The organism is Streptomyces sp. NPDC060205 (genome assembly GCF_042728395.1).
Lineage (GTDB): Bacteria > Actinomycetota > Actinomycetes > Streptomycetales > Streptomycetaceae > Streptomyces.
Map to the genome: position 1 here is coordinate 1 of NZ_JBHWZP010000014.1, position 24,225 is coordinate 24,225.

Sequence of the window (24,225 nt, forward strand, 5' to 3'; positions counted from 1 at the left end):
GCAGATGCTCTGCGTGCTGTTGACCAGCGTGTTGTTGCGGAACGTCGTGTTGGTGCCGCACGGACTCTCCCTGATCACGGAGTTCGTCACCGTCAGATTCTGGACCGTGATGTCCGAGTTGTTGGGGAATTCCGAGCGCGCGGCCAGCCGGATCTCCCCGCCGCCCGTGACGCTGCCGCTCTGCGCGGCGAGGTTCACGTTGTAGCAGTTCTCGATCAGGATCGCGTTGTTGCCGGTGTGGGAGAGCGTGACCCGGTCGATGGTCGCGCCGCCGCTCTCCGAGACGCAGAAGACGCCCCGGCCGCCACCGCGTGCGACGACCTCGCCGACCCGCACGTTGGTCGCGTAGCTGCTGCCGATCCGGCCGTTGCGGTTGGCCATCCGGAAGGCCGCGTAGCCGGTGCCGGTGCCCGCGCCGTCCGCGTCCACCTTCGTGACGGTGGCGTTGACCGTCTGGTTCAGGAGCAGACCCGACTCACCCACGTCGCGTGCGGTGACCGTGCCGATGGTGATGCCGTCGACCCCGTACGTCTCCACGGCGTGACTGCTCGCCCCGGACACGTACACGCTGTCGATACGGACGTTGCGGGTCCACTGGCTGGTGTCGCCGCGGTTGTCGATGCGGACGCCGAGACCGGCCGACAGGCGCAGGTCGATCTGGCCGAGGACCACGTTGGTGACATTGCGCATGAAGATGCCGTAGAGCGGGGCCCCGGTGACGTTCAGGTGCTGGACCTCGATGTCCTGTACGCCGCGTGCGTAGACCGGTGCCTGGTCGCCGCTGCCCGAACCGGTGACGTTGATGGTGCCGCACACGTCGAGCACGGTGTAGCTCGGCAGGGAGACCCTGGACCCGGCGCTGATGCTGCCCGAGCCGCGGACGATGACCCGTTCCTTCGACGTGCGGCCCGCCGTGAGGCTGCTGACGGCCGCCTGCATCGCGGCCCGCATGTCGGTTCCGGTGTAGACGACGCCGGTCCCGCGCCGGGCGGTCCAGGTACTGCCGCTGAGCGTGGCCTCGGCCTGGTACGAACCCTCGCCGCACGCTGCCGCCGTCTGTCGCGGGGCCGCGCTCGCCGGGGCGGTGAGCAGGGCCGCCGCCGTGACCAGGGTCGTCGCACGGGCGGCGAGGACACCTGTGCTCCTGACGCGGGGCAGGCGGGGTGAGCCGGGCGGGCGGGGCCGTGGGGTCGAGCGAGTGAGGTGAGGTGCGGCTCTGCGTCCCATCTCGTCTTCTCCTGTGTGGGGGTGGATAGCAAGCGTTTTCTACCGTGGGGTGCGGTGAGTGTGGCAAGGGCTCTTTGGGGCGTCAAGGGGCTTGTGGGGGAGGGGAATCGGTCACATCTCGCGGCGAACGAGGAAGTCGAGCAGCGCTCGCAGGTCGTCCGTGCTGCGGGTGCCGGCGGTGCTGCGAGGGTTGTGGGCGCGAGGGGTGCTGCGGGTGGTGCAGGTGGTGCCGGTGGTCGAGGGGAGGCCGTCGAGGCAGGCGTCGACGGCGGCGATGTGCCGGCGCGCCTCCGCCGTCGCGGCCTCGCGCCCGCCGGCGTCCTCGATCAGGGCCGCCGCGCGCCGGGCGTCCGCCGCGTCGAGGGGGCCGGCGGAGTTCAGGAGACGGGCGAGCGGCCGGGCGGCCGGGGTACCGAGGGCGGCCAGCACCGGGAACGTCTTCTTGCCCCGGAGCAGGTCCGCGTGGACCGGCTTGCCCGTCACGGCGGGATCGCCCCAGACGCCCAGGAGATCGTCGACCACCTGGAAGGCGACGCCCAGATGACGGCCCGCGCGGTCGAGCGCGGCGACCGTCTCGCGGGGCGCGCCGGCGAGCACGGCGCCCAGGGCGGTCGCGCAGCCCAGCAGCGCGCCGGTCTTGTGCTCCGCCATCGCGCGGTACTCGTCCGGGCGGACCGCCTCCGGGCCCGTCCACGGGCGGCTCTCGAAGAGCAGGTCGTCCGCCTGGCCGCGTACGAGATCGTTGAGCGCGGTGGACAGATGACGTACGGCTGACGGGATGTCGGTGCCGGGGGTGGCGGCGAGGGTCTCCACGGCGAGGGCGAACAGCGCGTCGCCCGCGAGGACGGCCGGGCCTGTGCCGTACGCCTTCCAGACCGTGGGGCGTCCGCGCCGGGTCGGGTCGCCGTCCATGATGTCGTCGTGGAGCAGCGAGAAGGTGTGTACCAGTTCCACGGCGACGGCCGCGGTGACGCCCGCGCTCCGCGGGGCGCCGGCGGCCTCCGCGCCCAGTACGGCGAGGGCCTGCCGCAGCCCCTTGCCGCCCGCGGGTGCGGCCAGGGGTGCGCCGCCGGGCTCGCACCAGCCGAGGGAGTAGGCGGCAATCTCGCCCACCCAGGGATGCAGCCGCGCGATGGCTTCGGCGAGCGCGGGGCGTACGAGGGCGCGGCTGCGCTCCAGCAGGTGATGAGCGTGCTCGCCTGCGCGTGCCCCTGTGGCGGCCGGGGCGGGGGAGAGCGCGGAGGACATCGTGGTCATCGTCGGCTCCCCGCGTCGGTGCTGGGCTCGGCGCCGGGCTTTGCCTCAGCATCGGCCTCGACTGCGGCCCCAACTCCGGTCTTGGCCTCGGCTCCTTCTTCGGCCTTGGCTCCGGTTCCGGTCTTGGCCTCGGCCTCAACTCCGGCCTTGGCTTCGGCTTCGGCTACGGCCTCGGACCTGGCTCCGGCTACGGCTACGGCTACGGATCCGGCCTCGGCGCTGGCTCCTGCTTCGTCCCAGGTCTCGGCCCGGGGTCCGCCGCCCGCCCCCGGCTCGATGCCCAGTTCGGTCTGGGCCTGGGTCACCATGCGGTGGGCGTGGCGGAGGCCGATGGTGTTCAGCGTCCGGGCCAGGTCGGTCAGTTCGGCGGCCGTTTCGGTCAGGTCGCGGCCCAGGCGGGCGAGGGACTTGGCGAGGCCGAGCCGGGCGAGTGCCTCCCCGCGCGGCTCGCTCATCGCCCGGAACTCCGACAGGGCCAGTTCGTAGAGGTCCCGGGCCTGTGCGTAACGCCCGGCGCGGTACAGGACGTTGCCGCGCATCTTGTGGTTGTACGCCAGCGCACTGGACAGGTTCATCTCGCGGCACGTCACCTCGGCCTCGGTGAGCAGGCCGAGCGCGCGGTCGGCGTCCCCGTCGCGCACGGACACGATGTCGGCGAGACCGCGCAGCGCCCACGCGTGACCGCGCCGGTCGTCCGCCCGCCCGGCGATCTCCGCGGCCTCCTCGAACATCGCGTACGCCGTGTCGTACGAACCGGTGTTGCGGTGCATCTGCGCGATGCCTTCGAGCGCCCACACCGTGTGCCGCGCCTCGCCGCGCTTGCGCGCCTCCGCCAGCAGCTGCTCGTGCAGCGCGCCGACCGCCGCGTAGTCGCCCTGGATACGGCCGGTCTCCGCCATCCCGGCCAGCGAGTAGCCGCGTACGACGATGTCGCCGCCGCGTTCGCCGAGTTCGGCGGCGAGTCCCAGCAGACGCCAGGCCAGCGGGAACGCGCCGCGCTGGCGGGCCAGCGTGCCGCCGCTCCACAGGGCCCACGCCATCGCGGCCGTGTCCTTCGCCGCGCGGGCCGCGCGGTAACTCGCCTTCCACGCCCGGTCGGCCTCGCCCACCTGCCCGAGCCGCCGGTGCGCCTCCGCGACCGCGAGGCCCGAGCGGGCCGCCTCTCCCCGCGCCCCGGCACGCTCGGCCGCCCGCAACTGCTCGGTGCCCGCGGCCAGTACGTCGACCAGTGAGGAGTTCACGGACAGGGTGGTGAGCGCGCCTTGGTACTCGGGCGCGAATGCCTTGCCGTACATGGGTGCCTTTCGGTCCGCCGGATGCGGTGGATGCGGCAGACCTGTCTATACACAGTATGTATACATGCTGTGTATAGTGCCCCGGTTCTCCGCCTCGGATCACTGTCCACGGGTTCACGGGTCACCGGCGCCGCCGCGCCACCTCGTTGTGGATCAGGACGAGGATCGCGGCGGCGGGGTTGCCTCTGAGGCGCACATCACAGCGGCGTCATCACGGCGCCGGCGCCGGCTGCTCGGGCGGGCGGCGCTCAGTCGGCCGCCGACAGCCCGCGCGCGTAGGCGGCCTGGCCCACATGCTGCAGGTCGTCGGAGAGCACGCTGACCAGGCGGGCGCCCAGGGTGACGGCCGGGGTCCAGTTCTCGTCGACGATGCGGTCCAGGTCCTGTGCGCGCAGCCCGCTCAGTGCCCGCAGGGTCTGCTCATGCACGGCGTCGTAGTAGCCCGTCAGGAGGTCGCCCGAGTCCACCCGGACCGCGGCGACCTGCCGCGCGTCATGGCCGTACCCCGTGTCGTCCTCGGAGAGGGGCAGCGCGAAGCGGTCCGCCCAACCGCCCGACAGCCAGACCTGCTTGAGGCCGAAGGCGTCGGCGACGTGGTCGTCCTGGACACGGGTGAGATGCCAGATCAGCCAGGAGATCGAGTTGGCCGTGCCGCCGGGCCGGGCGTTGAGCTCGTCGGGGGAGAGGCCGACCACCGCGGCGTGCACCTCGTCCTTGATGCGTCCGTAGGCCTCGACCAGAACGTCCTGGGCGTGCATAAGTTCCTCCGGGCTCTCTTCCGTGGACATGCGTCCCGCCCAGTGTCCCCCGTGGCGCCGCGGAGTGCCTCAGTGCCAGCCGGAGTAGGACCCGGCGTACGGCCCGGAGAAAGGCTCCTCGCAGAGCTTGAACACCGGCTCGCGGCGCACCGGATCCGCCGACGTGGTGAGCTGGACCCGGTCGCCGGTGCGGATCGCGACGAGCGGCCCCGAGACCCGGCCCCTGACCGTGAAGCCCTCCGCCATCTCCACGAGCGACACGTTGCGCGCACCCGGCGTGTTGCGCTGCACCACGGTCGCGTGGCGGATGACGCCGAGGCCCGCGCTGCGCTCCGTGCGCAGATCGCTGCCCGCGCAGACCGGACAGAGCAGCCGGTGGAACGTACTGGTCCCGCACCAGCGGCAGCGCTGGTACAGCAGCCCCTCCTCGGCGGGTCCCGCGGCCGTCGCCGCACCTGTCCCCGCGGCCGTCTCCTGGTCGAGTAGGCCCGTCGTGGTCCCGCTTCCTCGGTGGAACACGATGTCATCTCCCTGCGCCTGGCCGGAATCTGAAGATGCGCGCAGTGCCGCGCACGACCTCAGAATATGGCACGCAGTGCCACAGGTAAAGGCACTCAGTACCCTCAATTGGTGAGGAAATCAGGCGGGATCGGTGCCGAGCGTGGTCTCTATCTCCTGGACGACCCGCCACAGCGGGGCGCCGCGCCGGGACACGACGACGACCACGTCGTCGTCCTTGCCGCCGCCCCAGGACCCGTTCCCGTCCGTGCCGGGTCCCCGCTGCGGGCCGCCCGTCGCCCGCTCCGGCCCGAACACCCCCTGGACGTGGGCGAGGGCGTGGTCCACCTCCGCGCTCGCGTCGCCGCGGCCGTCCGAACGCAGCCAGGACCGCAGGCCGTTGTTGTGCGCGGCGACCACGGCCGCGGCGATGACGTCGGCGCGCAGCGTCCCGTCCGGCTGGCCGGCGAACCGTCCGCGCAGATACTCGGCCAGCGCCCGCTCGTAGCGCCAGACCACCGACAGTTCGTACGTCCGCAGCCCGGGGACCTTTCTGGTGAGGCGGTAGCGCTGGACGGAGAACGCCGGGTTCTCGGCGTACATGCGCAGCACCAGACGGGCGGCGTCGCAGACGCGTTCCACGGGTTCGTGCGCGGGTCCGCTCTCGCCGAGGAAGGCGGTCATCCGGGCCAGGCAGCCCTCGTGGTCGGGGAAGACCACGTCCTCCTTGGACGGGAAGTACCGGAAGAAGGACCGGCGTCCGACACCCGCGAGCGCCACGATGTCGTCGACGGTGGTCTGCTCGTACCCGCGCTCCACGAACAGCTGGAACGCCGCCGCCACGAGGGACTCCCGCATCGGCGGCTTCGGGCTGCTCACGTCGGCCGCCTGGTCGGGACGGGGTGCCTCGCTCATGGTGGGGAACCTAGCATCGCGGGAGAGGCCGATGGCACTCAGTGTGCTCCGAGCGGGGAACTGAGTGCCATGCTGCCCCGGGGTTCGCCGGTGACCGGTTCAGTGGCCCTGGCGTGCGCCGTGGCTCTCCACCAGTGCCTGGGTGATCACGCGGACGCCCCGGGCGATGTGGTTCAACTGCGTCAGCTCGGCCGCGTACAGCTTGATCGTGTGCTCGATCACGGACTCCGGCATCCCCATGGCGGGCAGCTCGGCCCGTGCGCTGTGCAGCGCGGTGCGCACGACCCGGATCTCCTGCTGGAGCTGGATCTGCGCGTGCCGGGCGAGCAGGACGGGCTGACGGATCAGCAGCGGGTAGCTCGCGTAGCGGGTCGGTACCAGCTCGCGCAGCCACTTGGCCGCCGATCTTTCCCAGTCACGGTTGCCGGGCGTCTTGACCTGACAGGGCCAGTCCGTGCTGATGGGTGAGTACGTCAGGGACATGGGGATCGCTTCCGAGGTGGCCGGCGGGCGGTTCTGGTCGTTCTTGGCGGCCCCGGCCCAGGGGATTGACCGGGGCCGCCACGGGCGTGCGTGAGCGGTGCCCGTTCCTGCGCCCGGGGGCGGCGCGAGGCGGGTGCGCCGCATTCCCGGGCGACCAGGACCCCACCGGATCCCGATCAGCGAGAAGTATTCATATATACCGTCTGGTAAGCAAGGGTATGTAAAAATTCATGTGCCGGTACGGCTGAATTTCGCCTTGCGAGATGCTGTCGTCATATGCCGGTGCGGGGCCCGGGAGGGCCGCGGGGATCAGTCCTTGAGGAAGAAGACGTGCTCGTCCGCGACCTGCTCGTAGTCCTCAAGGCGGGCCTGCGTCCGCTCGGGATCGGCGTCGGTCATGGCCTGGAGCAGAGCCGCCGACAGCACGACGGGCGCGGCGTACGAGTCGAAGACGAGCCGTGCGCCGGTACCGGTCGCGAAGACGACGTCGGCCTCGTCGGCCAGCGGTCCGAGCCCCAGATCGGTGACCAGGGCGACGCGCAGACCGGCCCGCCGGGCGACCCGCATGGCCGTCAGCGTCTCGTGCGCGTGCCGCGGCATCGTGAAGGCCAGCACCCAGGTGCCGCCCGCCTCGCGCGACTGCAGCAGGGCGTCGTAGGCGACACTGCCGCCCCGGGTCACCAGCCGGACATCGGGGTGGATGCGCCGGGCGGCGTACGCGAAGTATTCGGCCAGCGAGCCGGAGATCCGCAGTCCGAGGACGGTGAGCGGAGTGGATTGCGACAGTGCGCGGCCGGTCTCGATGACCTGCTCCGGATCGGCGAAGTCGCGGCGCAGGTTCTCCAGGTTGTCGATCTCCGCGTCGACGGCGGCCTGCAGCTCGTTGGGCCGGGCCTCCTCGGCGGCGTCGGGCGAGCCGGCGAGCTTGCTGAGCGCGATGGACTGGAGGCGTTCCCGCAGGGCGGGGTAGCCGCTGAAGCCCACCGCCGTCGCGAAACGGGTCACCGAGGGCTGGCTCACGCCGACGCGCTCCGCGAGATCCGTGATCGACAGGAAGGCGGCCTCGGTGATGTGCTCGATCAGGTACTGGGCGATGCGCCGCTGTCCGGGGGAGAGCCGTGGGCCGTCGAAGAGGGCCCGCAGCCGGGTCGTGGGAGCGGCTTCCGCCTCCGTGACCGGCTTCCCCGAACTGATCGCGGACGCCTGCGCGCGGGCCTGCTGCGGCGATGGCACCGGTGCGCCTCCTTCGTGTCCCACTGAGGTTCAACATAGCCCACAGCCTGCGACGGACAACCTGCCCTTTCGAGGGGCGCGGGGAACGCCGCGGTCTTCTGTCTTCGAGGGGCGCGGGAACTGCGCAGTCTTGTCGCTCTTAAGGGGCGCGGGGAACGGCGCGACAAGCCACGACGCACCCGCACATACGCACACACCTCACCCACTGCCCAACCCCACCACGCACCCCTGGCATGATCGTGCCCATGGCTGAACGCGTGATCGCCGCATGTGACGGGGCGTCGAAAGGAAATCCGGGCCCCGCAGGCTGGGCCTGGGTCGTAGGGGACGGCACGGGAACCCCCACCGAATGGGAGGCGGGCCCGCTCGGCACCGCGACCAACAACGTCGCCGAACTGACCGCCCTGGAACGGCTGTTGACGGCCGTGGACCCGGGCGTGCCGCTGGAGATCCGGATGGACTCCCAGTACGCGATGAAGGCGGTCACCACCTGGCTCCCGGGCTGGAAGCGCAAGGGCTGGAAGACCGCCGCGGGCAAGCCCGTCGCCAACCAGGAACTCGTCGTACGGATCGACGAGTTGCTCGACGGCCGCTCGGTGGAGTTCCGGTACGTGCCCGCGCACCAGGTCGACGGCGACCCCCTCAACGACTTCGCGGACCGCGCGGCGAGCCAGGCCGCCTTCGTCCAGAAGCCCGCGGGCAGCGAGCAGGGCTCCCCGGAGCCGCCGAAGTCCCCGGCGGCCAAGAAGGCGGCACCGAAGACTGCCTCCTCCGCGAAGAAGCGGACCTCGGCCGCGTCCTCCTCGGGAGCGTCCTCCTCGCGCACGCTCAAGGCCAAGTTCCCCGGCCGCTGTCGCTGCGGCCGCTCGTACGCGGCGGGCGAGACCATCGCGAAGAACCCCGACGGCTGGGGCCACCCGGAGTGCCGTACAGAGGCCCAGTAGCGTCCCCGGAACCCGCTCCGAGCCGGCTTGGTCCGCCATGACCTGCCCCCGGACCTGCCCCCGACCTGCCCGTTTCCGCCCCGGATGCGAAACCGGGCACCTGCGGTGACCCTTGATACGTAGGGGTGAACCGATCAGGAGGATGACTCATGTCCGTTATGGACAAGATCAAGGGCATGCTTAAGGGCCACCCGGAGCAGACGAGCAAGGGTGTCGACAAGGCCGGCGACTTCGTCGACGGCAAGACCGGGGGCAAGTACAGCGGTCAGGTCGACACCGCCCAGGACAGGCTGAAGGACCAGTTCGGGTCGGGCCGGGACGAGAATCCGCCGCGGTCCTGACACCGCGGCAGAGCGCAGGACGGGCCGGTCCCCTCAGGGGGCCGGCCCGCTGCTGTCCGCGGTCCTGCGAGGTCGGCGCCCCCGGTGCGGGGCGGGTCAGGGCCGGTACGCGTCGTCCGGATGGGCCAGGTCGTACGGGCGCGGGTACGCGGTGGGCCGGTAGGCGGTGTAGCGGGCCGGGGTGGTCGGATCGGCCTGCGCAGCACGCGAGTTGAGGGCCGCCGCCTGAGTGTCGCCCCACCGGCCCGTGTCGACCCGGTGTTCCAGCGTGTCCAGCGCGGCGAGCTGTTCGGCGGGGCTGAAGGTGCAGTGGCCCGCGTTGTCGACGTACGCCTGGCGGAGCAGGTGCCGGGAGCCGCCCGCGGTGGCGGCCCGCAGATAGGCGCTCTCCGTCTGTACGGGGACGAGGGCGTCGCCAGTGGTGTGGAGGGTGAGCTGCGGCTTCGTCAGCCTGCCGGTGAAGGCGCTGGTCCGGCTCATCCAGTCGACCGCGGCCTCGTCGGCCGCGATGCGCGGCGTCCTGTTCAGTGTCCTGAGGTCGTCCGTGAGGGAGCGCCCCGCGGCCTTGTACAGCCCCTTGACCTCCTCGTACGCCGAAGACGCGCGCAGCATTCTCGTGTAGTCGACGCCGGTGTTCCAGGACGAGTTGCCGCCCGCCAGTGTCTCCGTGTCCTGCCGCCAGCCGAAAGCCGCCGTCGCGAGGAGTCCCCGGACGGCGGTGTACTGGTTGGCCTGCTGGGCGGTCCAGTCGGTGGGCGCCGGGCGGGTCTGGGAGGGGTCGTTCCAGCCGGGGATGTTGTGCAGGGCCGCCGCGAGGGCGATACGGGCACGGCCGGCCGCGGAGTTCTGCGCCTCGGTGACGACCCCGCTCAGCGCGCCGGCGGCGGCCGTGGCGGTCGCCTGGTCCGGGAAGCCGGCCAGCGGAATGGCGGCGTCGGGAGCGAGGAGGGCCTTGAGGGCGAAGACCGGGTCGAGGGTGTTGTTCCAGTTGGCGACCCCGCCGTGGACGAGCCCGCAGACGGAGAGGGTGCCGTCGACGCGGTCCGCGTGGTGCTCGGCGATCCGCGTGGTGACGAGCCCGCCGTAGGACTGGCCCCAGGCGAGGGTCCGCCGGGCCGCCCCGAACCGTTCGGTGAAGGCGTCGAGCGTCGCCAGCTGATCCGGCACCGCGTGCTCCACCGCCCAGCCCGTGGTGGCGTACGACGAGCCGACGAGCGCGTACCCGTCCTTGAGGAGAAGGCCGCGGGTGGCGGCGTCGGTGACGTTCTGGGCCGGGTTGGGCGCGCCCCTGGGCCGGAAGCCGTGACTGAAGAGGAGGACCGTGCCGTTCCAGCCGGCGGGGACGTCCATGACGTACGTCGCGCCGGACGCCAGGGTGCCCTCCACGTGCACGTCCTCCGCGCGCACGCCCTGTGCGCCCAGGTCCTGCGCGGTGACGGAGCCGGCCGGGATCGCGGTCGCCAGCAGCAGGGCGGCGACCGGGAGGAGGAGACGGCGTTTCATGAAGGGATCCCTTCCGGGGCGGGAGAGGGGGCAGGGGCTGGATGGTCCCAGTGAAGTTAGGCAAGCTCTCTTCGGCCGTCAATAATCTGCGCAACATCAATGTGTGCCGGGTATGACGCGGCGCCCACCCTCTGTGATGGGCGGGCGCCTGACGGGCGTGCTCGGGGAAGTGATCAGGAACCGGCGACCAAGGACCGGCGACCAATGACCGGCGATCAGGAACCGGTGGGACAGGTGCTGCGGTACTCGCTGATCCGGGTGCTCGTCGCGGGCGCCGGGCACAGGAACTTGTCGTAGCGCACGTCCTCGTCGACGAAGCGCTTCAGCCAGGCGATGCTGTACTTCGCGATGGTCACGTCGGAGCCGAGCGCCACGTTGTGGTCGGCGTCCCGCAGTTCCAGATAGGCCTTCTCCGGTGCGGCGGTGAGGCTGTCGTAGAACACCTCGGCGTGCGAGCCGGGCGAGGCGATGACGTCGTTCTCGGCACCGATGATCATCGTGGGCACCCGGTCGGTCTGCCAGGTCTTGTCGTTGCTCCAGGGCATCAGCGGCACGGCCGCCTTCAGCGAGGGCCGCGACTCGGACGCCTTGAGCGAGCCCCCGCCGCCCATCGAATGCCCCATCACCGCAAGGCGGCCGGGGTCGATACGCGTCCGTACGGAACTGGACTGCACGAGGTAGTCGAGTGCGTTGAGCATCTGGGTGGCGCGGTCGTCGGGCTGGTCGAAACCGGAGTTGGTCTCCAGCGTCAGGACGACGAAGCCCTGGGACGCGAGGCGCGGGCCGTACCAGCTGATCAGCGCCTCCGGCGTCACGAAACCGGGGCTGACGACGACCGCTCCGAACGTGCCCTGGCTCGTGTCGGTGGGGTAGTAGGCGGTGCCCTGCTTGAAGGTCGGGCCGTCCACCGTGGTCTGCGCGGTGGCGAAGGGCCCGCGCTCCGCGGTGATGGACTGTTCGGTGGGGTCGGGGCCCCGTTGGTAGTCCCCGGGTCCGGCCTGCGCCTCCTGGGGGAGGACGCTCACACTCACCGCCAAGGCGGCGGCGCCGGACAGGAGGCCGAAGCGTTTCGCGGTGCGGGTGCTCACATGTCTCATGCGGCCAGAGCATGCTGACGACGGGTCAGTATCGCTCCTGGTTCAACTGCTGAATTCCGTAAGGAAGTTTGTCAGGGCAGCACGGAACGGCGTACGGACCTGGTGCGCAGCGCGAGCTGGGCGTCGAAACGGAACGCCGGGTCGGCAAGCTTCTCGCCGTACAGGGCCGCGAGTTGGCGCAACCGGTTGCGGGCCGTCTGTGGATGGATGCCCAGCGCGGCGGCCACCTCCGGGGCCGTGCGCCCGCCGGAGTCGAGCAGCGCTTCGAGCGTGTCCGTGAGCCGCTCCGCCTTGCCCGGTGGCAGGGCGCGCAGGGGATCGAGCACCTGGTCGCCGAGCAGGGTTCCGATCGGCGCACCGTGCAGAAGGTGCAGCTCCGCGAGATGCTCCTCGGTCCTGAGCCGCCCCAGGCGCCGGGCAAGGCGGGCGCAGTGCAGCGACACCCAGGCCTCGGCTGGCGCGACACTCGGACCCACCGCCGCGTGCGCCCCCTCAAGCGCGCCCAGCAGACGGTCGTCCGGCACCACGAGGCGCAGTTCACCGCCCCGGCTCACCCGCAGCACCTCCTCGTCGAGCGCGCCCAGGTCGGCGGAGGCGGGCAGGACCGCGCACCGGACCCGTTCCGGCAGGGGCCAGGCGGCGCGGCGGGCGAGGTCGGGCAGGGGTTCCGCGAGCGGATCGCGCCGGCGTTCCATCAGCCGTGCCGCCAGCAGCCTGCGGGCCCGCAGCACCTCGTCGGCCGCGCCGGCCCGTGCCTCCTCGAAGCCCGTCACCGACTCCTCGGCCAGCGCGTGGATGTGCGTGAGGACGGCCTCGCTCAGGGGGACGGCTATCTCGCCGGAGAAGGCGGCCTGCCGTGCCACGTCCACATAGCGGCGGCATGCGACCCGGGCGCCGATGCGGTAGGCGGCCTGCAGTCCTTCCGTGCCCCGCCCGTTCAGATACTCCAGCCTGCCCAGCCGCCTGAACCGCGGCACATAGTGCTGCTGCGGCCCGTCGGGCTCCTCGACCAGTTCGGTGAACTGGGTGGCGGCCAGCTGTACGGCCTCGGCGAGGTCCTGCGCGACGGCGGAGCCGATGGGCTGCCGGTAGCCGCGTACCTCTCTGCGGATGGCCTGGACCATCTCCGTGGTCAGCTCCGGAAGCCGGGCCCTCAGCAGCGGGGCGAGCCCCGGAGGCAGCTCGCGCCAAGGACGCCTGGGTAACGGCGAACCAACACCTGCCACGTCCAACTCCCTTGACGGCATACGTCCATGGGCGCCCCCGAAGGGGCGCGGGGAACTGCGCGCCCAGCCCCCACCGACCCGCAGATTCCCCACACGCGCAAACAGCGGAGCGCCTAGCACCGAACGGTGGGTCGCCGTGGTCCGGAGTGTAAGGCGCATGACACTTTCGCGACCGGTTCCCGCACGGAATCTGGCGTACCTCACACCGGCACCGCAGTCTTGCCCAGCCCCACGGGAACCCACGGGAGGTGCCATGACCCCCACGCACGCACGTGCCATGGGCCCGCAGGACACCGCACCGCTTCCGCGCGAGACACGCCGGATGCTGCTGCGGCACATTCCTGCCGCGATCGACGAGATGGAGGAGGCGGTACGCACCGGCCTGCCGCACTACACGCACGCCGTCGAGGGCACCCACGGCTACTCGGTGCGCCACATCATCGACCGCACGGTCAGCTGCTTCGTCTCGATCCACGACGCCACCCGCACGGGGCAGGCCGCCACCGCCGAGGTCATCGCCCTGTACGAACGCATCGGCGCCCGGCACGGCCTCCTCGGCTGCCCGCTCGACGTGCTGCGCGACGCCCTGGACCTGGCGGGGCGGGTGGCGTGCCGCCGGCTCATCGAGGACGCGTACCGGCTGCACTGGCCGGCGCCCCTGCTCGCCACCCTCACCGAGGACACCCTCACCCTGATCGGCACGGCCATCGCCGCCGCCTCGCGCGGATACGCCGAGGAGTGCCACCGCGCCCCGCTCGACGTGCAGCGCGACCGGCTGCGGGACGCGCTGGTCGCCGACCCCGACGACCGGACCCGGCCGCTCGCCGAACTGGCCGCCGCGGCCGACTGGCGGCTGCCCGGCACGCTCGCCGTCCTCGCCCTGCCGCCGGGCGACCATCCGCAGACCCGGGTGCTGCCGCCCGAGGTGCTCGCCGACCGCAGCCCCGCCGCGCCCTATCTCGTCCTGCCCGACCCCCGTACGCCCGGGCCGCGCTGGCTGCCGAGGACCATCGGGGCCGTGCTCGGGCCCGCCGTACCGCCCGGCCGGGGCGCGGTGTCGCTGCGCTGGGCGCGGCGCGGTCTCGAACTGATCGAGCGGGGCCTGCTGCCCGCCGCCGCCCCGCTGCGCTGCGTCGACCACCTGGCCGCTCTGACGGCGTTCCGGTCGGGCGACCTCCTGGAGGCCGCCGCGGCGGAACTCCTCGGGCCGCTCCTCGAACTGGCGCCCAGGCGCCGGGAACCGCTCCTGGAGACCCTGCTGGTGTACCTGCGCTGCGGTGACAACGCCGTACTCACCGCGGACCGTCTGCACGTGCACGAACAGACGGTCCGCTACCGCCTCCGCCAGATCACCCAGCTCACCGACGGCACCTGCCCGGACCCCGGACGCCACCTGGAGACCATGCTCGTCCTGACCTGGCTGCTGTCGCCGGCGGCAGCCTAGACGCCCCGGGCGGTGTCCGTCAGGCCGCGTCGACGCCGTTCGTGCAGGCGGCTCCCGGCTCGGGGGTCTGCGGGCCCTGCACATACTTCGTGAGGAACTGCTGGACCCGCGGGTCGGACGCCTTCTCGACGGTCAGCTGCTTGCCCCACGCCGACAGCATGAGAGCCCCGGCCTGGTCCTCCACCGGACTCATCAGCGTGTAGGGCGTCTTGGCGACCTTGTCGGCGAGCGTCTTCACATCCGCGTCCGCCGCCTTGTCGTTGTACGTGATCCAGACCGCGCCGTGCTCCAGCGAGTGCACCGCGTTCTCGTTCGGTATCGCCTTCGTGTAGACCGAGCCGTCACACGTCATCCACGCCTGGTTGTGGTCGCCGCCCACCGGCGGATTCATCGGGTACGACACGGGCTTCGAGACGTGGTTCTGGGTCAGCTTCTTCGCGTTCCAGGACTTCTCGCCCTTGACCGGCTTCTTCGCCGCCGCCTGCTGCTGTTCGTCCTTGTCGTTCGCGCGGTCGACGTAGTACGCGCCGAATCCGACGAGCCCGACGACGATGGCCGTGCAGACCGAGACGGTCAGGATGCGGTTCCGGCGCTCACGGGCCTTCTCGATGCGGCGCATCTCCTCGATACGCGCCTTGCGGGCCGTGGCGGCCGACTTCTTGCTGGTTCTGCTCATGGGAATGCGTTCCTTGTCCCCGCCGCGCCGGATCGTCCGGGCGGGCGGCGGTGGGTGAGGGGTCGGACGGACGTCGTGACACGGACGCCGGTCTAGATCCGCTGCACCTGGAGGACATGGAGGTCGGGGGCCCCGCGGACGGGCGGCGTCGCGGGCACGCGCGCCGTCGTGGCCGCGGGCGCCACGACGGGCATCCGCGGTGCCACCGCGGGCAGGGGGTGGGCGCCCACCGGCAGTACGGCCCGCGCCTCGTGCGTGGGCAGACCGCAGCACTGGTCGTGCTCGGCGGGGGAGGCCAGCCGTTCGTGCGGGACGGAGACGGTGACCACGGGCGCAGCGGCCGGAGCGGTCCGCCCGTGCGCCGGCACGTAACCGAGACAGGCCACCAGCACCGCGAGCAGTACGCCGAGCAGCACGGCCGGGGCAGGACACAGTGCCGCGTCGCGGGTGACGCGGCACGCTCGCTGTGGCGTCCGGCTGCTCATCCCCGTGATGGTATGCGCTGCCTGTGACAGCGCTCCCGGTACCCCGCACAAAGACGAACCGTCGTCCCCCACCCGAGAGTAGACACTGTCTACGTGAGACTGGTAGACAGTGTCTATGAGTGAACCGGAAGCGACAGCAGGACCGGGCCGGGGAGAAGCGGGGCTGCGGGCCCGACTCGTGGCCGTCGGCGTGGAACTGGTGACCCAGGAGGGCGTACAGGCCCTGTCCCTGCGGGAGATCGCCCGCAGGGCCGGTGTCTCGCACGGCGCGCCCCGCCGCTACTTCCCCACGCACCTGGAGCTGCTGTCGGCGATCGCGCGGGAGGGCTTCGCCGAGCTGGGGGCCGAGGCCGCCGCGGAACTGCGCGGCGATCGGAGGGGCCCGAGGGCCCAGCTCGCCGCACTGGCCCGGATCTACGTCGGCTACGCACTGTCCCACCGAGGCATGTACGAGCTGATGTTCCGCCACGACCTGCTGGAGAGCGACCGGCTGGGCCTGCGCGAGACCAGCCTGCCGCTCTTCGAGGCCATGGTGGACCTGGTGGGCCGGGCCCGCCCCGACGTGCGGGCCCGGGAGGTCGCGGGCGCGCTCTGGGCCAACCTGCACGGCGTCGCGCAGCTGTGGAGCTGGGGCAGTCTCCGCCTCGCGACGGGAGCGGACGGCGTCGAGCCCTTCGTACGGGCCGCTCTGGACGCGCACCTCGGGCCGGAGCGGTGAACGCGGCGCTCAGGCAACGCCTCACACTTGTCGCCGGGGTCACGGGAGCCGCGGTCGTGGCCCTCGACGGCACCGTGACCACCGTCGCGCAGCCCACCCTGCGCCGCGACCTCGACGCCTCCTTCGTACAGGTCCAGTGGATCAGCACCGGCTATCTCATCGCGGTCGCCTGTCTGCTGGTCTTCGCCGGCCGGCTCGGCGACCGCCACGGGCACCGGCGGGTCTTCGCCCTCGGTGTGTTCGGCTTCGCCCTGGCCTCGGCGGCCATCGGCCTGGCGCCCGGGGTCGGCTGGGTCATCGCCCTGCGTGTCGTCCAGGGGATCTTCGGGGCGCTGCTGCAGCCGGCCACCCTGGGTATGCTCCGTGCCGCGTATCCGCCCGACCGGCTCGGCATGCCGGTCGCCCTGCGCACCAGCGCGATCGGCGCCGCCGCCGCGCTGGGCCCGCTGGCGGGCGGCGCGCTGATCTCCCACTTCGGCTGGCGGTGGGTCTTCTTCCTGAGCGTGATACCCGCGGTGGCGGCGGGTGTTCTCGCCCTCGCCGTGCGCCTTCCGGCGCCCACCTCGGACGTACGCCTGGACCTGCCCGGCGCGGGCCTGCTGGCGCTGACGCTGATCTGCCTGGTCCACACCCTGGTCGCTCTGCCGGACTCCGGCGCGACCGCCGCCACCGGTCTCGGCCTCCTCTGCACGACGGTCGTCTGTGCCGCCTTCGTCCGCCATGAACGCCGTACGGCCGAGCCGCTGATCCCGCCCGGCGTGTTCCGCTCGACGACGGTCACCTCGGCGCTCGGTGCGCTGGTGGCGGTGTCGGCGGCGATGTTCGGCACGCTGTTCCTCGGCACGTACTACCTCCAGGACGTGCGCGGCCTGGACCCTTGGGAGAGCAGTCTGCACGCGCTGCCGCTCGCCCTCATGACGGTCGCCGGCGCACCCCTGTCCACGGTCCTGTTCCGCCGCTTCGGTCCGCGCCGGACCGCCGTGACGGGCGCGGCACTCGTCGCCGTTGCCACCCTGCTGATGTCCCGCCTCGACGGGACGTCGGGCTCCCTGGCGATCGGCTGCTGCTTCCTGCTCCTCGGGGCCGGTTTCGTGTCCGTGATGGTCACCGCCACCGCGGTCCTCGTACGCGCGGCGTCCGTGGAGGCCGCGGGGGTGTCGGGCGGGCTCCAGCAGACCGCGATGAACCTCGGGCCGATGCTGGGAGTGGCCCTGGCCACGGTGTTCAGACCGGCCGACGTCTCGACGACCGGCGTCGCGCTCCTCGTCCTCGCCGCCGTCGCGGCCCTCGGCGCGCTGCCGGCCGCCGGGCTGCCCGCCACATCGGACGACGGAAGGGCGACGGTCAAGGTCTGACCTGGCTCAGGTCCGGCCCGGATCGAGGCCCCACCGGACCGGGGTCCGGCCCGGATCAGCGCCTGACCTGGATGAGGGCATGCGTCCCGCTCGTACGCCAGGACTCCGCGCCCGCGTCCAGTTCCGCCAGGGTGCCGGGGGTCAGCCCGGTCACGACGTCGCACTTGAGCGTCCGCAGGGCGGCCACCGGGCCCGGGAAGTACGCGGTGGCCTCGGCGAACGGCGTGGTGGCCGGCCAGTGCCGGTCGCCCACCAGACGGCGGTAGTTGAGGTCGCCCTTCATGACGGTGAGCGTGGCGGACGCGAAGTCCTCCCGGAGGTCGGCGGGCATCCGGTCGTAGGCGTGCGGCGCGCAGGAGAACGGGTGGCTGCGCAGGACCAGCCGCCCGTCGCCGACGGCGTCCCGCAGCCGTGCGCCGATCTCAGCCGCTCGGCCGGACGCCCCGGTCAGCCGGTCCAGACAGGCGAGGGTGTCGGTGGTGGTGGCGTCGGAGACGTAGTACGGGTACGGCTTGAGGTGCAGGACGACGGAGGCGGCCCGGCCGGTGGCCAGCAGGTGGTCGGCGAGGACGAGGTCGGGGAGCAGTTCGGGGCCGGCGTTGTCCGCGACGAGACAGACCTTGCCGGGCCTGCCGGACCCGCCTGGTCGTTCCCCGGCCGCGAGGACGTCCCACAGCGCGTCCGAGTCGTCGACGACGAGCCCCTGCACCCGGTCGCCCAACCCGGCCTCTCCCGCGGACAGTTGGAAGCCGAGGTCGGCCCGGTTGCCCCAGAGGGAGGAGAGCAGGAGCGTACTGTCCTGCTCGTCCGGCGCGAGATCGGGGAGGCGGTCGAGCGCGGACAGCTCGTCGTCGACCTCGGAGCCCGCGAGTTCGGCGTTCTTGAAGGGCGCGAAGGGGTCGATGCCCAGCCAGGGACCCGGGGTGAAGTGCTGCAGCGCGGCCAGGAGTTTGCGGTAGAAGAAGCTCTCCGCCCAGAGGAACGGCACGTCCGCCCAGCGCTGCCCGTAGTACGGCTCGTCCCGCCAGGAGCCGGCGCCCGGCTCGGCGTCGTCCAGCCGCTCGACGGACCCCTTGGTGATCTCGTCGAGGAGGGCGTCCAGTGCCCGCTGGTGCTCGGGCGGGTACGGGGTGGCCCGCCGGACGCGCTCGATGAGGGCCGGGTGCCGCTCGTCCAGCACGCTGCGGGCGAAGGAGCCCGGGGTGCCGGTGACCACGGGAGCAGGGGCGGAGGGGACGGCGTCGGTGAGGGCTCGGCCGGTGTCCTGACTGGGGCGCGTCATGGTCCCAGTAAACCGTCCGTGCCCGTCGACCGCGGTCCGCGGGGCGGGTGTCAGCCCCAGCTCTGCGCGTACTGGTTGCGGTAGCGCTTACGGCCGCGTTCCGAACGGATCCGGATGGCCACCAGCGCGAGCAGACTCCCCGCGATGACGAACAGCCCGGGGCCGAGGCTGCGGTACTCCCCGAGCCGGTCCAGTGCCGAGGTGGCACTGTCGGTCTGCCCCTGGGGGCCCGTGCCCGCGGGTCCCATGGCCCCTGGCAGGGCCGCGCCGGGAGCGGTCGAGGACGTGGCGGGCGGTACCGCCGCGGCAGCGTCGTTGCCCGTGCCGCCGTCGGCGCCGGACGAGGGTGTGCCCTGGCCGGCTGCCGCGGGGTCGATCGTCAGCTTCACCCCGAGCGAGTCCAGCGCCTTGGTCACCGGCTGGAAGAACGTCGTACCGCCCGACCGGCAGTCCCCGCTGCCGCCCGAGGTGACGCCCATCGCCAGCCCGTCGGCGAACATCGGGCCGCCGCTGTCGCCCGGTTCCGCGCACACCGTGGTCTCGATGAGCCCGGTGACCGTGCCCTGCGGGTAGTTCACCGTCGCGTTGAGACCGGTCACCTGGCCGGACTGGAGGCCGGTCGTGCTGCCGCTGCGGAAGACCTTCTGGCCGACGGCCGGATCGGCCGCCCCGATGATCCGTACTCCCTGGCCGTTGCCGACGGTCACGATGTCGGCGCCGCTGAGGGCGGTGCCGGCGTTGTACTGCACGAGCGAGAAGTCGCCGCCGGGGAACGAGCCGGAGACGGTGGAGCCGACCGACTCGGCTCCCTGCTGGTCGGAGAACCACGAGGTGCCCACGGGCCCGCAGTGACCGGCCGTGAGGATGAAGTTCTTCTGGCCGTCGGTCACGTTGAAGCCCGCCGAACAGCGTCCCGAGCCCGCGAAGAGCGCGTCGGCACCGTTCAGCCGCGGGGTGAACGTGCCCTCGGTCCGCTCCATGCGCACGGAGGCGCCGATGCCCTCGGCGACCGCGGTCAGCCGGCCCCACTCGGCCTTGGAGACGGTGGTGTCGGCGCGGACCACCACCTGGTTGGCCGCGTAGTCCATCGCCCAGGAGGTCCCGGCCACCTTGGGCGCGGCCTTCAGCGCCTCGGTGGCGGACTTCAGGTCCTTCATGGTGTAGCGGACGACCTTGGCCACGGCGCCGCCCTCGCGTACGTCGGCCGCGGCCTTGTCGTCGGTCACCGCGACGACCGGGCGCCCCTTGGCGTCGATCCAGCTGCCCGCCGTACGCGAGGTGCCCAGTTCGGAGACCAGTTCCTGTCCCGTGCGGGCTGCCCGGGTCTCCGCGTTGGGAGCCTGCGCGCCGTCCGAGGAGGTCTCGCTCGCCATGGCCTGCGTGACCATCAGCCCTCCGCAGGCCAGCCCGCCGATGGCGGCGAACCGTGCGATTCGCTGAACATTCCGTCGTGCATGCCTCATCCACGGCTCCCGTGCGACTGTCCTGACACAGCGTCACTTCTGTTGCGGGCGTGCCCGCGAGTGTCGAGGGCGTACCCGCGAGGTGAACGCCCTCCTTGAGTACGTGCCGTCGCGCGGTCCGGTTCACCGAGCCGCCCGGCCGTTCGGAGTCGGCGTGAACCCGCCGGTCGTCCGGACCGCGCCGCGCGACACGTTTTGCCGAAACGGCAAGGTCTCTCGCCGCTCGGCGGGAGCCCCCGCATGATCGGCGGCAGAGCGCTGGGCGGTTCGGCAGCCCGGCGGTCGCAGAGCCGGCGCAAGGAGGACGTATGTCGCAGGAAGCCAGCCCGTTCACCCCGGCGGGCGCCACGCATCGGACGGTGGACGTGCCCGGTGGCCGGATCCACCTGGTCGAACAGGGCACCGGCCCGCTGGTCCTGCTGATCCACGGCTTTCCCGAGCTGTGGCACTCGTGGCGCCACCAGCTCCCCGCGCTCGCCGCGGCGGGCTACCGGGCGGTCGCCGTCGACGTCCGCGGATACGGGCGCTCCTCGGTGCCCGATGCCGTGGAGGCGTACCGGATCGGGGCCCATGTCGAGGACAACGTGGCGGTCGTCCACGCGCTCGGCGAGGAGACCGCGGTGATCGTCGGCCATGACTGGGGCTCGACCATCGCCGCCGACTCCGCGCTGCTCAGGCCGGACGTGTTCACCGCCGTCGGCCTGCTCGGGGTGCCCTACGCGCCCCGGGGCGGTATGAAGCCGACCGACGCCTTCGCCATGATCGGCGGAGAGGAGGAGTTCTACGTCAGCCACTTCCAGGAGCCGGGCCGCGCGGAGGCGGAGATCGAGCCGGACGTACGGGGATGGCTCGCCGGCTTCTACGCGACGCTGGCCGGCGACACGATGCCGGCGGCGGGGGAGGGCGCGGGACCGGGCGGGGTGTTCTTCGTCCCGAAGGGCGGCAGGCTCTCGGACCGGTTCGTGAAGGACCGCCCGTCCTGGCTCACGGAGGACGAACTCGACTTCTGCGCGGCCGAGTTCGAGCGGACCGGCCTCACGGGAGCGCTGAACCGCTACCGCAGCATGGACCGGGACTGGGAGGATCTCGCCGGCTTCGACGGCGCTCCCCTCACCCAGCCGTCGCTCTTCGTCGCGGGTGAACTCGACGCGTCCATCGCCTGGTTGGCCGACGCGATCGAGGCGTTCCCCAGCACGCTCCCCGGACTGGTCTCCTCCCACCTCGTCGCGGGATCCGGCCACTGGGTCCAGCAGGAGCGCCCCGAGGAGGTCAACCGGCTCCTGACCGACTGGCTCGGATCCCTCAGCGGCCCGACGCCACCAGGCCCGACTCGTACGCGATGATCACGAGCCGCACCCGGTCCCGGGCGTCCAGCTTGGTCAGGAGCCGCGACACATACGTCTTGGCGGTGGCGACGCTGATGGAGAGCCGCTCGGCGATCTCGGTGTTCGACAGCCCGCCGCCGACGAGCGCCAGCACCTCGCGCTCCCGGCCGGTGATGCCGCCGACCGTGCGCGCGGAGCGGGCCGCGTCCGGCGTCGCGTCCGGGGCCGCGGACACCGGGCGGTCGGCGAAGTCCCTGATGAGGCGGCGGGTGACGCTCGGCGCGAGCAGGCCGTCCCCGGTGGCGACGACCCGGATCGCGTCGAGGATGTCCTCCAGCGCCATGTCCTTGACGAGGAAACCGGCCGCGCCCGCCCTGAGCGCCCCGTAGAGGCAGTCGTCGTCATCGAAGGTGGTGAGGACGATGACATGGGTGGCATGGGCTGCTCGGGCGCCGCCGGAGCCGCGCGTGATCAGCCGGGTGGCCTCTATGCCGTCCATGCCGGGCATCCTGATGTCCATCACCACGACGTCCGGGCACTCCCGCTCGGCGAGCGCCACCGCCTCGGCGCCGGTTCCGGCCTCACCCACGACCTCCAGACCGGCCTCGTCGGCGATCACCATGCGCAGTGCGGTACGGACGAGGGGCTGGTCGTCGGCGAGTACGACGCGGACGGTCACCGCACACCTGCCGGTACGGGCAGCGGAGGGCGAGGGGTGGCGGGCATGCGCCGATCGTAACCACCGGGTCCCGGCGGGACATCCGACCGTGGGTGTACATCCCCGGCCGACACCGGCCCGCCCGATTGTCGGCGCCGGCCGGATGCCCAACCCCTGCGGATCAGGCCACCGTTGAGCACATGATCGAAGTGGATGAACTGACGAAGCGATACGGCGACACCACCGCCGTCGACGGTCTGAGCTTCACCGTGCGGCCCGGACACGTCACCGGGTTCCTCGGCCCGAACGGCGCGGGCAAGAGCACCACGCTGCGGATCGTCCTCGGCCTGAACGACCCCACCGGCGGCTCCGTCACCGTCGACGGCCGCCGCTTCCGGGACCGGCCGCGCGGACTGCGGCACGTCGGCGCGCTGCTGGACGCCCACGACGTGCACGGGGGCCGTACCGCGCGGACGCATCTGTACGTACTGGCCCGGTCCAACCGCATCCCGCGCCGCAGGGCGGACGAGGTGCTGGAGGAGGTCGGTCTCGCGGGCGCGTCCCGGCGCCGGATCAGCGGCTTCTCCCTCGGGATGAAACAGCGGCTCGGCATCGCGGCGGCACTGCTCGGCGACCCGCCGGTGCTGCTCTTCGACGAACCCCTCAACGGGCTCGACCCGGAGGGCGTGAAGTGGCTGCGGGGACTGCTGCGCCGGCTGGCCGGCGAGGGCCGCACCGTGCTGGTCTCCAGTCATCTGATGGCGGAGATGGAGAACACCGCGGACCACCTCGTCGTCATCGGCCGCGGCTCGCTGATCGCCGCCGAGAGTCTGGCCGGATTCGCGGCCCGCGGCACCCGCCCGAGCGTGACGGTACGGACCCCCGACGTCACGGCACTCGCCGGACTGCTGACGGGGGAGGGGGCGCAGGTGCTTCGGCAGGAGGCGGACGCGCTGACGGTGACCGGCCTGAGCGCCGAACGCATCGGTGAACTCGCACTGCAACGCCGGGTGTTGCTGCATGAACTGTCCACCCGGTCCGCATCCCTGGAGGAGGCGTTCATGGAACTCACCGCGGACAGCGTCGACCATGTCGCGGGAGCGGGCCGATGACCGACACGGCCGCCGCTCACACCGCCGCCACTGCCACTGCCACGGCCGCAGGCGGTCAAGTCGCCGAGCCCCGGGCCAGGTTCCGCGACCTCCTGGCCGCCGAGTGGACCAAGTGGTGGTCGCTGCGCTCCAGCGGCTGGGCGCTGGTCGCCACCGCGCTGGCCGTCGTCGGCTTCAACACGGGTATGGCCTATGACACCTACCGCTACTGGTCGGAGCGGGACACGGCGTCACGGGCCGACTTCGTCCGGGACGGTATCCCCCTGTCGATCGCGTTCTCCACGGACGCCGCCATGCTGCTCATGCTGGCTGTCAGCAGCATCGGCGCGACGGTGATCGTCGGTGAGTACCGGACCGGGCTGATCCGCACGACGTTCGCCGCCGTACCGGCCCGGCGTTCGGTGCTGGCGGCGAAGGTGTGCGTGGTCACGGCCGTCACGACGGTGTTGGGGGCGGTGGTCTCCGCGGCTTCGTTCGGCCTGACCCAGGCCGTCCTGTCCGGCCGGGACGCCGGTGTGCCGATCGATCACCCCGGTGCCCTGCGCCTCGTCGTGGCGTCCGCGCTCCTCGCGCCGGTCTCCGCGCTCGTGGGCCTCGCACTCGGCGCTGTCCTGCGGCACAGCGCGGCCACCATGACGGCGAACGTGGTGGTCCTCCTGCTGCTGCCCCTGGTCTTCGGCGCCGACCGCCACTGGGCGGCCGTCGTCGGCCACGCTCTGCCGGCGGGCGCGTGGAACCGGCTGACGGCCGTGGGCCATCAGCCGGTCGCCCACCCCTGGACGGCGGGCGGGGCATGGACCGTCTACGCGGTGTGGTCCGTGGCCGCGGCGGTCGTCGCGGTGGCGTCCGTACAGCGCCGCGACCAGTGAACGGGGCTGGACGACCCGCCGCAGATGTGCGTGCCACACCCCGCGTCTTCGCCGTGATCGA

General features: G+C 72.3%; 23 protein-coding genes and 1 pseudogene. 8 read left to right on the top strand and 16 right to left on the bottom strand.

Features of this window, described 5'->3' with window-relative positions; translation table 11 throughout:
* From ACFWGJ_RS04245 to ACFWGJ_RS04280, 8 genes and pseudogenes are all read right to left on the bottom strand, one after another.
* Positions 1-1,227 (bottom strand): hypothetical protein (locus tag ACFWGJ_RS04245; protein ID WP_387320879.1); only part of this gene is annotated, 1,227 nt, incomplete at its 3' end.
* Between the two features lie 111 nt (positions 1,228-1,338).
* On the bottom strand, positions 1,339-2,484 hold the full coding sequence (locus ACFWGJ_RS04250; RefSeq protein WP_387320881.1) for a polyprenyl synthetase family protein: 1,146 nt from the start codon (positions 2,482-2,484) through the stop codon (positions 1,339-1,341).
* A gap of 263 nt (positions 2,485-2,747) precedes the next feature.
* Positions 2,748-3,779, bottom strand: a pseudogene (locus tag ACFWGJ_RS04255) (tetratricopeptide repeat protein); the annotation flags it as partial.
* Positions 3,780-4,027: 248 nt separating this feature from the next.
* A complete protein-coding gene (locus ACFWGJ_RS04260) occupies positions 4,028-4,537 on the bottom strand; it encodes a DinB family protein (RefSeq protein WP_387320958.1) in 510 nt (169 codons plus the stop codon).
* 69 nt (positions 4,538-4,606) lie between these two features.
* Positions 4,607-5,056 carry a Zn-ribbon domain-containing OB-fold protein gene (locus ACFWGJ_RS04265; RefSeq protein WP_387320883.1) on the bottom strand — a complete coding sequence of 150 codons (450 nt, stop codon included), beginning with the start codon at positions 5,054-5,056 and terminating at the stop codon, positions 4,607-4,609.
* Between the two features lie 120 nt (positions 5,057-5,176).
* Positions 5,177-5,893 carry a TetR family transcriptional regulator gene (locus ACFWGJ_RS04270; RefSeq protein WP_387320960.1) on the bottom strand — a complete coding sequence of 239 codons (717 nt, stop codon included), beginning with the start codon at positions 5,891-5,893 and terminating at the stop codon, positions 5,177-5,179.
* Between the two features lie 156 nt (positions 5,894-6,049).
* The gene (locus ACFWGJ_RS04275) at positions 6,050-6,433 is read right to left on the bottom strand and encodes a hypothetical protein (protein WP_387320885.1); all 384 of its coding nucleotides are present in this window, start codon (positions 6,431-6,433) and stop codon (positions 6,050-6,052) included.
* Positions 6,434-6,742: 309 nt separating this feature from the next.
* Positions 6,743-7,666, bottom strand: a complete 924-nt coding sequence (locus ACFWGJ_RS04280; protein WP_210886600.1) for a MurR/RpiR family transcriptional regulator — start codon at positions 7,664-7,666, stop codon at positions 6,743-6,745.
* 233 nt (positions 7,667-7,899) lie between these two features.
* Here ACFWGJ_RS04280 and ACFWGJ_RS04285 point away from each other — a divergent pair, with 233 nt between their 5' ends.
* Together ACFWGJ_RS04285 and ACFWGJ_RS04290 are read left to right on the top strand one after the other, a co-directional pair.
* Positions 7,900-8,610, top strand: coding sequence for a ribonuclease H (locus ACFWGJ_RS04285; RefSeq protein ID WP_387320887.1), 711 nt, complete (start codon positions 7,900-7,902; stop codon positions 8,608-8,610).
* A gap of 149 nt (positions 8,611-8,759) precedes the next feature.
* Positions 8,760-8,951, top strand: a complete 192-nt coding sequence (locus ACFWGJ_RS04290; protein ID WP_387320889.1) for an antitoxin — start codon at positions 8,760-8,762, stop codon at positions 8,949-8,951.
* Between the two features lie 96 nt (positions 8,952-9,047).
* Here the strand turns inward: ACFWGJ_RS04290 and ACFWGJ_RS04295 are convergent, their stop codons facing one another.
* The 3 genes from ACFWGJ_RS04295 to ACFWGJ_RS04305 form a co-directional block, all read right to left on the bottom strand.
* On the bottom strand, positions 9,048-10,454 hold the full coding sequence (locus ACFWGJ_RS04295; protein WP_387320891.1) for an alpha/beta hydrolase family protein: 1,407 nt from the start codon (positions 10,452-10,454) through the stop codon (positions 9,048-9,050).
* A 215-nt stretch (positions 10,455-10,669) separates the two neighbouring features.
* A complete protein-coding gene (locus tag ACFWGJ_RS04300) occupies positions 10,670-11,551 on the bottom strand; it encodes an alpha/beta hydrolase (protein ID WP_387320893.1) in 882 nt (293 codons plus the stop codon).
* Between the two features lie 71 nt (positions 11,552-11,622).
* Complete coding sequence (locus tag ACFWGJ_RS04305; protein ID WP_387320894.1) at positions 11,623-12,777, bottom strand: helix-turn-helix domain-containing protein; 1,155 nt, start codon at positions 12,775-12,777, stop codon at positions 11,623-11,625.
* Positions 12,778-13,030: 253 nt separating this feature from the next.
* Between ACFWGJ_RS04305 and ACFWGJ_RS04310 the strand changes: the two genes are divergently transcribed.
* On the top strand, positions 13,031-14,221 hold the full coding sequence (locus ACFWGJ_RS04310) for a helix-turn-helix domain-containing protein (protein WP_387320896.1): 1,191 nt from the start codon (positions 13,031-13,033) through the stop codon (positions 14,219-14,221).
* A gap of 19 nt (positions 14,222-14,240) precedes the next feature.
* On the opposite strand, the gene ACFWGJ_RS04315 is transcribed toward ACFWGJ_RS04310, so the two are convergent.
* Positions 14,241-14,897 carry a DUF3105 domain-containing protein gene (locus ACFWGJ_RS04315; protein WP_387320897.1) on the bottom strand — a complete coding sequence of 219 codons (657 nt, stop codon included), beginning with the start codon at positions 14,895-14,897 and terminating at the stop codon, positions 14,241-14,243.
* A gap of 92 nt (positions 14,898-14,989) precedes the next feature.
* Entirely contained in the window at positions 14,990-15,382 is a 393-nt protein-coding gene (locus tag ACFWGJ_RS04320; protein ID WP_387320899.1) for a hypothetical protein, read from the bottom strand.
* Positions 15,383-15,497: 115 nt separating this feature from the next.
* Here ACFWGJ_RS04320 and ACFWGJ_RS04325 point away from each other — a divergent pair, with 115 nt between their 5' ends.
* Both ACFWGJ_RS04325 and ACFWGJ_RS04330 read left to right on the top strand, forming a co-directional pair.
* Entirely contained in the window at positions 15,498-16,100 is a 603-nt protein-coding gene (locus ACFWGJ_RS04325; protein ID WP_387320900.1) for a TetR/AcrR family transcriptional regulator, read from the top strand.
* A 56-nt stretch (positions 16,101-16,156) separates the two neighbouring features.
* Positions 16,157-17,455, top strand: a complete 1,299-nt coding sequence (locus tag ACFWGJ_RS04330; protein WP_387320902.1) for an MFS transporter — start codon at positions 16,157-16,159, stop codon at positions 17,453-17,455.
* A 55-nt stretch (positions 17,456-17,510) separates the two neighbouring features.
* On the opposite strand, the gene ACFWGJ_RS04335 is transcribed toward ACFWGJ_RS04330, so the two are convergent.
* Together ACFWGJ_RS04335 and ACFWGJ_RS04340 are read right to left on the bottom strand one after the other, a co-directional pair.
* Entirely contained in the window at positions 17,511-18,737 is a 1,227-nt protein-coding gene (locus ACFWGJ_RS04335; protein WP_387320903.1) for a damage-control phosphatase ARMT1 family protein, read from the bottom strand.
* 50 nt (positions 18,738-18,787) lie between these two features.
* Positions 18,788-20,200 carry a S1 family peptidase gene (locus ACFWGJ_RS04340; RefSeq protein WP_387320904.1) on the bottom strand — a complete coding sequence of 471 codons (1,413 nt, stop codon included), beginning with the start codon at positions 20,198-20,200 and terminating at the stop codon, positions 18,788-18,790.
* A gap of 308 nt (positions 20,201-20,508) precedes the next feature.
* Here ACFWGJ_RS04340 and ACFWGJ_RS04345 point away from each other — a divergent pair, with 308 nt between their 5' ends.
* The gene (locus ACFWGJ_RS04345; protein WP_387320905.1) at positions 20,509-21,543 is read left to right on the top strand and encodes an alpha/beta fold hydrolase; all 1,035 of its coding nucleotides are present in this window, start codon (positions 20,509-20,511) and stop codon (positions 21,541-21,543) included.
* On the opposite strand, the gene ACFWGJ_RS04350 is transcribed toward ACFWGJ_RS04345, so the two are convergent.
* Positions 21,503-22,204, bottom strand: a complete 702-nt coding sequence (locus ACFWGJ_RS04350; RefSeq protein WP_387320907.1) for a response regulator — start codon at positions 22,202-22,204, stop codon at positions 21,503-21,505. The genes ACFWGJ_RS04345 and ACFWGJ_RS04350 overlap by 41 nt on opposite strands.
* 179 nt (positions 22,205-22,383) lie before the next feature.
* Between ACFWGJ_RS04350 and ACFWGJ_RS04355 the strand changes: the two genes are divergently transcribed.
* Both ACFWGJ_RS04355 and ACFWGJ_RS04360 read left to right on the top strand, forming a co-directional pair.
* Positions 22,384-23,295 (top strand): ABC transporter ATP-binding protein, encoded by a 912-nt coding sequence (locus tag ACFWGJ_RS04355; protein WP_387320909.1) that lies wholly within the window; start codon positions 22,384-22,386, stop codon positions 23,293-23,295.
* Entirely contained in the window at positions 23,292-24,164 is an 873-nt protein-coding gene (locus tag ACFWGJ_RS04360; protein WP_387320910.1) for an ABC transporter permease, read from the top strand. Before ACFWGJ_RS04355 ends, ACFWGJ_RS04360 begins: the two co-directional genes overlap by 4 nt.
* Positions 24,165-24,225: the final 61 nt, after the last annotated feature.